Annotated in this window: 6 protein-coding genes; 5 read left to right on the top strand and 1 reads right to left on the bottom strand. The window is 70.9% G+C overall.

Translation table 11 applies throughout. The features are described from left to right. From prs to ABZZ38_RS30130, 5 genes are all read left to right on the top strand, one after another. A partial coding sequence (gene prs, locus ABZZ38_RS30150; RefSeq protein ID WP_356745689.1) for a ribose-phosphate diphosphokinase occupies window positions 1-634 on the top strand: 634 nt, incomplete at its 5' end. 221 nt (window positions 635-855) lie between these two features. Continuing rightward, on the top strand, window positions 856-1,449 hold the full coding sequence (locus tag ABZZ38_RS30145; protein ID WP_356745687.1) for a 50S ribosomal protein L25/general stress protein Ctc: 594 nt from the start codon (window positions 856-858) through the stop codon (window positions 1,447-1,449). A gap of 102 nt (window positions 1,450-1,551) precedes the next feature. Further along, window positions 1,552-2,148, top strand: coding sequence for an aminoacyl-tRNA hydrolase (gene pth, locus ABZZ38_RS30140; protein WP_356745685.1), 597 nt, complete (start codon window positions 1,552-1,554; stop codon window positions 2,146-2,148). 54 nt (window positions 2,149-2,202) lie between these two features. Continuing rightward, a complete protein-coding gene (locus tag ABZZ38_RS30135; protein WP_356745683.1) occupies window positions 2,203-2,688 on the top strand; it encodes a hypothetical protein in 486 nt (161 codons plus the stop codon). 184 nt (window positions 2,689-2,872) lie between these two features. After that, window positions 2,873-3,637 (top strand): LPXTG cell wall anchor domain-containing protein, encoded by a 765-nt coding sequence (locus tag ABZZ38_RS30130; RefSeq protein ID WP_356745681.1) that lies wholly within the window; start codon window positions 2,873-2,875, stop codon window positions 3,635-3,637. 62 nt (window positions 3,638-3,699) lie between these two features. Here the strand turns inward: ABZZ38_RS30130 and ABZZ38_RS30125 are convergent. Then, the coding region (locus tag ABZZ38_RS30125; protein ID WP_356745679.1) for a phosphoenolpyruvate carboxylase at window positions 3,700-5,334 on the bottom strand (1,635 nt) is incomplete at its 5' end.

The raw sequence follows: 5,334 nt of genomic DNA, 5'->3' as shown, positions 1-5,334 counted from the left end.
CTCGGCCCGCCTGGTGGCCGACATGCTGAAGTGCGCGGGCGCCGACCGCATCCTCACGGTCGATCTGCACACGGACCAGATCCAGGGCTTCTTCGACGGCCCGGTGGACCACCTGACGGCGCTGCCGGTGCTGGCGGACTACGTGGGCGCGAAGGTCGACCGGAACAAGCTGACGATCGTCTCCCCCGACGCGGGTCGTGTGCGGGTGGCGGACCGCTGGTGTGACCGGCTGGACGCGCCGCTGGCGATCGTGCACAAGCGTCGTGACAAGGACGTCGCCAATCAGGTGACGGTGCACGAGGTGGTCGGTGAGGTCGAGGGCCGGGTGTGTGTCCTGGTCGACGACATGATCGACACGGGTGGCACGATCTGTGCCGCGGCGGAGGCGCTCTTCGCGCACGGCGCGGAGGATGTGATCGTGACCGCGACGCACGGCATTCTGTCGGGGCCGGCGGCCGACCGTCTGAAGAATTCGAAGGTCAGCGAGTTCGTGCTGACGAACACGCTGCCGACGCCGGGCGAGCTGGAGCTCGACAAGATCACGGTGCTGTCGATCGCGCCGACGATCGCGCGTGCGGTGCGTGAGGTGTTCGAGGACGGTTCGGTGACGAGCCTCTTCGAGGAGCAGGGCTGACCGTTCGGCACGCTTGATCGTGCCGCGGCGGGAAGGGCCGTCCCGGCCGTGTGTCGGGGCGGCCCTCTCCGTTCGGCTAAACTGGTGGAGTTGCTCGGCGAGGGAGGCCGTACCGGTCAGGTGCGGCGGTCCGTTATCGACGCGCTCTTCGTAGCAGGCCAAGTCCAGTCGTGGCCGGGTGACCACGACCGATTTCCGTCTGACATTTACGAGGAGTGCCCATGTCCGAGGTGAAGATCACCGCGCAGACCCGTACCGAGTTCGGTAAGGGTGCCGCCCGCCGTCTCCGTCGCGCCCGCCTGGTTCCGGGTGTGCTGTACGGCCACGGTTCCGACCCGATCCACCTGTCGCTGCCGGGTCACGAGCTGCTGCTGGCGCTGCGTACGCCGAACGTCCTGATCGCCCTGGACATCGACGGCAAGAGCAACGAGCTGGCGATCCCGAAGGCCGTGCAGCGTGACCCGCTGAAGGGCTTCCTGGAGCACGTCGACCTGCAGCTCGTGCAGCGTGGCGAGACCGTCACGGTCGAGATCCCGGTCGTCGCCGAGGGCGAGCTGGCCGCCGGTGGCAACCTGCTGGAGCACGTGCTGAACGCGCTTCCGGTCGAGGCCGAGGCCACCCACATCCCCGAGACGCTGACCGTCTCCGTCGAGGGCCTGGCGGCCGGTGCCTCCGTCCTGGCGAAGGACATCCAGCTGCCGAAGGGCACCTCGCTCGCCGTCGACGAGGACACCGTCGTGCTGCAGGTCCTGGCCGCCCAGGCCGAGGAGCCGTCCGGTGAGGGCGCCGAGGGTGACGAGACCGCCGAGGTCTGAGCCGTAGGCTCCGCTTGACGTGGTCGTGACGGGGTGGTGGGCTGCGGCCCGCCACCCCGTTTCCGTGTTCGCCGCAGGTTTGGGTACGAGGAGACTGACCGTATGACGACCGATGCCAGCGCCCCCTGGCTCATCGTGGGCTTGGGCAACCCGGGGCCGGAGTACGCCGGGAACCGGCACAACGTCGGCTTCATGGTGGCCGACCTCCTCGCCGAGCGGATCGGGGGGAAGTTCAAGCGCGCGCAGAAGGCTCAGGCGCAGGTGGTGGAGGGCCGGATCGGTCCTCCGGGTCCGGGGAACCGCCGGGTGATCCTGGCGAAGCCGATGTCGTACATGAATCTGTCGGGTGGTCCGGTGACGGCGTTGCGGGACTTCTACAAGGTGCCGACGGCGCATGTGGTGGCCGTGCATGACGAGCTGGACATCGATTTCGGGATGCTGCGGCTGAAGCTGGGGGGCGGTGACAACGGTCACAACGGCCTGAAGTCGATGACGAGGGCGGTGGGGCCGGATTATCACCGGGTGCGGTTCGGGATCGGGCGTCCGCCGGGGCGGATGCAGGTCGCCGATTACGTCCTGAAGGACTTCTCCTCCGCGGAGCGCAAGGAGCTGGGCTACTTCGTGGACCGGGCGGCGGACGCGGCGGAGTGCCTGGTGATCGAGGGCCTGGAGCGAGCACAGTCCGTGTACAACTCGTAACGGGTTCGGACCGGAATTGACCGGGCCTGGTCGTATCCCAGAGGATCGCGGCCCATGAGCCCCAGGAGCCCCAGGAGCAAGAAGCGGACCTCAGCGCTCCCGTACGTCCGCCGGGCAGCCATGGCGCTGGTCGCCCTGCTGCTGGTGGTGGCGGGCTTCTGGGCGTCGTGGGGGACGGCGCAGCACATCCTGCTGTCGAAGGGCCGCGAGCACGGTGCGATGACGGTGACGGGCTGCTCGACGGAGACGTGCACCGGCCGGTACGACCCGGAGGGCCCGGCGGGGATCCGTACCGACATGACGATCGCCCATTCGGTGGCGGTCGAGAAGGGCGGGCGGTTCCCGGTGGTGGTGAAGCCCGACAGCACGGAGCTGGTGCGCACGGGCTGGTCCGGGGGGCTGCACGCGTGGCTGCCGCTGGCCGGGGCGCTGTTGCTGGCGGCGCTCGTCATCGGTGGCGGGCTGCGGGCGCCGCGCCTGGCGTGGGCGTCGGCGTCGGTGGGCGGGGCGCTGCTGGTGGGGACGTTCTTCGCGCTGTGACGACCGGCCCCGGGCGCTGGAGAGCGGTATGCGGAATGGGGCGTTCACTCAATCGTTATGGGGACCATTGGGGCAAGACGCTGCCCTTGGTACGGATGCGGCGTGAGGTGGCTTGACGCGGTGGCGAGCGCGACAGGAAGCTGAGCCGCCGCCCCCCACGGCCCCTTCTCTCGTTGGACATCCCATGCGCATGCTCACTTACTCGGGTGTACTGGTGGCGACTGCCGCCTGCTCCCTGGTGTTCGCCCCCTCCGCCCTCGCCACCAAGGGCGACAACGGCACGGTCAAGATCCACGACGCCGCGACCGGCGAGGAACTTCGCAAGAACGAGCCGAAGGTCTGTGAGTTCTACCTCGACGCCTTCGGGTTCGACGCCGGCCAGCTGGTCGACTGGCACATCGAGGCCTGGGGCGGGAGCGCCGGCGCCAAGGGCGGGACGGTCGAGTCCGGTTCGCTGACGCTGGACGCCCAGGGGCACGGCCGGACCGCTGACATGACCCTGCCGGACGGCCACTACAAGCTCTTCTGGAACTTCGACGGCGAGAACGGCCGCGCCAAGCACAAGGTCTTCAAGACCGACTGCGAGCCGGCCACGTCCACGCCGGGCGACAAGGACAAGCCGGGCGGAAAGGACGACGAGGGCGGCAAGGGCGGCAAGGAGGAGGAGGGCGGCAAGGGCGGCGGGTCCGCTCCCACGCCCGCGCAGTCCACCGCCCCCGAGGCCACCGCCCCCGAGGCCACCACCCCTGCGGCCACGGCCCCCGCAGCCGCGCCGTCCACCGCCCCGGCGGCGGCGAAGCCCGCCCCCTCGGCGAGCGACGCGGCCGAGGGTGACCTCGCCGAGACCGGCAGCAGCGCGCCCGTCGGCGTCCTGGGCGCGGTCGCCGCGGCGCTGGTCGCGGGCGGCGGCTACCTGGTACTGCGCCGCCGCAAGGCCCAACAGCACTGACATCGGCTATGCGAAGGGGGCGCCCGGTGAACCGGGCGCCCCCCTTTTTTCCGTCCCGGAGGTCAGCCGGTGTTGCGCAGGCCGGCCGCCACGCCGTTCACCGTGAGCAGCAGCGCCCGGGCGAGGAGCGGGTCCGGCTCCTCGCCGCGCTCGGCGGCGGACCGCTGGCGGGCGAGCAGCGCGACCTGGAGGTAGGAGATCGGGTCCAGGTAGGCGTCGCGGATGGCGAAGGTCTGCTGGAGCACCGGGTTGGAGTCGAGCAGCTTCTCCCCGCCGGTCACCCGCAGGACCTCGCCGACCGTCAGGTCGTGCTCGGCCTGGATGTCCTCGAACACGTGCTTCAGGTTGTCCGGGACGAGCGTGTCGACGTAGTGGCGGGCGATCCGCAGGTCCGTCTTGGCGAGGGTCATCTCGACGTTGGACAGGAAGTTGCGGAAGAAGTGCCACTGCTCGTACATCTCGTCGAGCACGGTGTCGAGGCCGGCCTCGCGCAGCGCCTTGAGGCCGGAGCCGACGCCGAACCAGCCGGGCACGATCTGCCGGGACTGCGTCCAGCCGAAGACCCACGGGATGGCCCGCAGCCCGTCCAGGCCCGCGCCCGAGTCGGGGCGGCGGGAGGGCCGGGAGCCCAGGTGGAGCTCGGCGAGCTGGTCGACGGGGGTGGCGGCGAAGAAGTACGCCGGCAGGTCGGGGTCCTCCACCAGCTTGCGGTACGCGGTGTGGGCGGCCTCGGAGACGGTGTCCATGGCCGCGTCCCAGCGGGCCAGGGCCTCGTCGGACTGGCGGGGCGCGGTGTGCAGCGCGGACGCCTGGAGCGTGGCCGCGACGGTGAGTTCGAGGTTCTCCCGGGCCAGGGACGGGATGAGGTACTTGTCGGAGATGACCTCGCCCTGCTCGGTGACCTTGATCTCGCCTTCCAGGGTGCCCCAGGGCTGGGCGAGGATCGCGTCGTGCGAGGGGCCGCCACCGCGGCCGACGGTGCCGCCGCGGCCGTGGAAGAGGCGCAGGCGTACGCCGTAGCGGTGGGCGACGTCGCGCAGGCGGCGCTGGGCGCGGTGGATCTCCCACTGGGAGGTGGTGATGCCGCCGAACTTGGAGGAGTCGGAGTAGCCGAGCATGACCTCCTGGACGTCGCCGCGCAGGGAGACCAGGCGCCGGTAGGAGGGGTCGGCGAGCATGTCGTTGAGGATGACGTCGGCGGCGCGCAGCTCGTCGGTGGTCTCCAGCAGCGGCACGATGCCGATCTTGGCCCAGCCGGCGTGGAGGTCGATCAGGCCGGCCTCGCGGGCGAGGACGGCCGCCGCGAAGACGTCGTCGGCGCCCTGGCACATGGAGATGATGTAGGACTCGATGACCTCGGGCCCGAAGCGCTCCAGGGCGTCCTTGACGGTGAGGAACACGCCGAGGGTCTTGGTGCCGGCCGCGTCGAGCGGGGCCGGGGTGGGGGCCAGCGGGCGGCGGGAGCGGAGCTCCTTGGCGAGGAGCTTCTGCCGGTAGTCGCGCGGCATGTCGGCGTACCGCCAGGACTCCTCGCCGAGCCGGTCGAAGAGCTGGCCGAGGGCGTGGTGGTGGGCGTCGGCGTGCTCGCGTACGTCCATGGTGGCGAGCTGGAGGCCGAAGGCCGCGAGGGTGCGGATGGTGCGGTCGAGGCGGCCGTCGGCGAAGAGGCCGCCGCGGTGCGCCCGCAGCGAGGTCTG

It is taken from the genome of Streptomyces sp. NPDC006368 (assembly GCF_040612535.1).
Lineage (GTDB): Bacteria > Actinomycetota > Actinomycetes > Streptomycetales > Streptomycetaceae > Streptomyces.
The sequence above is the reverse complement of the archived record's forward strand: the minus strand, read 5'-3'. Positions and strand labels throughout refer to the sequence as shown.